Here is a 941-nt window from a genome sequence, read left to right as displayed (position 1 = left end):
TCCAGCGTGGGGGGGTTGGGCGGGGGCCCCCCGGCCGCCCCGCCGGCGGCCGCCGACGGCACGGCGCTGGTCGCGGCGGCCGTGCTGGTGCCGATCGTGCTGCATCCGGCGCCGAGCGTGCTGCTCACGCTGCGCACCGCCCATCTTGCCCGCCACGGTGGCCAGGTGAGCTTCCCGGGCGGGCGCATCGAGCCGGCCGATCCCACGCCGGAGGCGGCGGCGCTGCGCGAGGCGCGCGAGGAGATCGGACTCGATCCCGCCGCGGTGGAGGTCGTCGGACGCCTGCCGACGCACGTCACCGGCACGGGGTTCAGGGTGACGCCGGTGGTCGGGCTGGTCGCGCCCCCCGTGACCCCCAGACCCGACCCTCGCGAGGTGGCGGAGGTGTTCGAGCTGCCGCTCGCGGCGCTGGTCGGGCCGCCCGGGCCGCGGCAGGAGGAGGCGGTGTTCCGCGGGCGGCTCAGGCGGTATTGGGTGGTGCCGCACGAGCGGCACCTGATCTGGGGCGCGACCGCGGCGATGCTGGTCACGCTGGGAGGACTGGTCCGGGAGGGCTGAGCATGCGCGGTGTCGTCCAGGGGATCCTGCTGTTCCTGATCCCCTTCGCGCTCTATTTCGGCTGGCTGTTCCTGATGCGCCGCGTCGGCCCCGATGGCGGCGAGGGCCGGCCCGCGATCGCCTGGCGCGATGCGCCGTGGCTGGTGCTGACGCTCGCCGGCGTCGCGGTGCTGGCGATCGGGCTCTTGTGGTTCGCCGAGCAGCGGTCGCTGCAGCCGGGCGAACGCTACGTGCCGGCGCGGCTCGAGGACGGGCGCATCACCGAGGGCGGCCGCGCGAACTGACGCGCCCGGCGCGTGCTACACCGGCGCGCCATGGACGCGCCCGCCTTCCGCATCGACCCGCCGCCGTTCCTGCGCGACCCCGCCGTCGCGGCGGTGCTC

The 941-nt window shown here is 76.5% G+C and carries 2 protein-coding genes; both read left to right on the top strand.

The window, feature by feature from the left end; translation table 11 throughout:
* Window positions 1-558: CoA pyrophosphatase (locus tag FK498_RS18840; protein WP_141857254.1), on the top strand; the 558-nt coding region annotated here is incomplete at its 5' end.
* 2 nt (window positions 559-560) lie between these two features.
* On the top strand, window positions 561-842 hold the full coding sequence (locus tag FK498_RS18835; protein WP_141857251.1) for a DUF6111 family protein: 282 nt from the start codon (window positions 561-563) through the stop codon (window positions 840-842).
* The last annotated feature ends 99 nt before the right edge of the window (window positions 843-941 follow it).

It is taken from the genome of Elioraea sp. Yellowstone, assembly GCF_006704265.1.
Taxonomy (GTDB): domain Bacteria; phylum Pseudomonadota; class Alphaproteobacteria; order Acetobacterales; family Acetobacteraceae; genus Elioraea.
This window is presented reverse-complemented; position numbering and strand designations above follow the sequence as displayed.

Excerpts from the sequence above, each read along its gene's own strand:
- FK498_RS18835 (WP_141857251.1), top strand. The coding sequence starts at position 561 with ATGCGCGGTGTCGTCCAGGGGATCCTGCTGTTCCTGATCCCCTTCGCG.